This is a genomic window from Cellulomonas septica, assembly GCF_012396155.1.
Lineage (GTDB): Bacteria > Actinomycetota > Actinomycetes > Actinomycetales > Cellulomonadaceae > Cellulomonas > Cellulomonas septica.
The window spans coordinates 1-1,445 of the sequence record NZ_JAAXOY010000790.1 but is presented as its reverse complement, the minus strand read 5'-3'; the positions used below and the strand labels follow the sequence as shown (position 1 = coordinate 1,445).

At 75.7% G+C, this 1,445-nt stretch carries 1 protein-coding gene; it reads right to left on the bottom strand.

Annotated features, from left to right (window positions below; all coding sequences use genetic code 11):
* Positions 1-59: 59 nt before the first annotated feature.
* The coding region (locus HGA02_RS19190; protein ID WP_168680977.1) for a PAS domain-containing protein at positions 60-1,445 on the bottom strand (1,386 nt) is incomplete at its 5' end.

Below are 1,445 nucleotides of genomic sequence, written 5' to 3'. Positions count from 1 at the left end.
GCACCACGACGCCCCGCGGCCGACCTGGCCGCGGGGCGTCGTCGTCTCGTCGTCCTCGCTCAGCGCAGGACGGACCCCGGCCGCGACTCCTGCCGCCACGTCGTCGTCGACCCGCCGCGCAGCAGCGCGATGTCGACCTCGCGGAGCACCTCGGAGACGTCGCGGAACCCGCGGATGCTGCCGAGCGCGCCGACGCGGATGCGCGCGCCGAGCTCGTGGCGCAGCTGGTCGAGCAGCTGACCCACCCGTCCCGGCACGCCGCCGGGCCCGACGTCGTCGAGCAGGACCGCGAAGTCGTCCTCGGCGATGCGCGCGGGGGTGTCGCCCTCGCGCAGCGGCCGGCGCAACCGGCGCACGAGCTCGCGGTGCAGGTCGAGGTGGACGTCGCCCTCCTCGTGCCGGCCCTGGGTCGGGATCGCGTGGTCGTCGGCGACGCGCACCAGCACGACCGCGCAGTCGTACGACGGCGAGCGGCGCGTGCGCAGCAGCGCGGAGGCGAGCCGGTCGAGGAACAGCAGGCGGTTCACCAGGCCCGTCTCGGGGTCGTGCAGCGCGTCCCGCTGGAGCGCGAGCTCTGCCTCCTTGCGCTCGGTCACGTCGACGAGCGCGCCGACCAGCCGGGCGGGGCAGCCCGCGTCGTCGAGCACGGTCACCGCGCGGCACAGCATCCAGCGGTAGTCGCCCGACGACGTCCGCACGCGGTGCTCGAGCTCGAGCGGCGTGCCCGCGCCGGCGAGCTGCGACGCGATGGCCGCCGACAGGTCGTCGCGGTCGGCGGGATGGACGCGCTCGAGCCACTCCGCGGGCGAGTCGCCGATGACCTCGTCGTCGTAGCCGAGGGTCTGCTTCCAGCGCGGCGAGTAGTACACCGTGCCCGCCGAGACGTCCCAGTCCCACGTGCCGTCGTGCGCCGCCATCGACGCGAGCGCGTAGCGCTCCTCGCTCGCACGCACCGTGTCCGCGAGGGAGCGTTCCCGCGCAGCGGCCTGCTCGAGCGCCCGGCGCTGCTCGCGCAGCGACGTGAGCAGGCGCTCCTGGTCCAGCGCGACCGCCAGCAGCGCCGCCCAGTGGTTGAACCGGTCGCGCGCGCTCGTCGCCCGCGTCTCCGCGGTGCCGTCGATCGCGAGCAGACCCCAGTCGCTGCCGCCGAACGTCACCGGGACCACGAACGTCAGCTCGTTGCTGCCGACCGTCCCCGCCCGGGTCAGCGCCGCCGGCGGGAACTGGCTCGCCGTCGTGCGCATCCCGACCAGCCGCGACAGCGTGCCCGACGTGTCGTGCACGCCGACGATCTCCATCTCCCGGTCCCCGGGCCCCCGGTCCGCACCCAGCCACAGGCCGAGGCACGCGTGGCCGCGCACGCCGCGCGGCAGCCAGCCGAGCGCCCGCGGGCTCGCACCGTCGCCGCGCAGCAGGTCCATGTCGACCTCGTACTGGTCGACGAT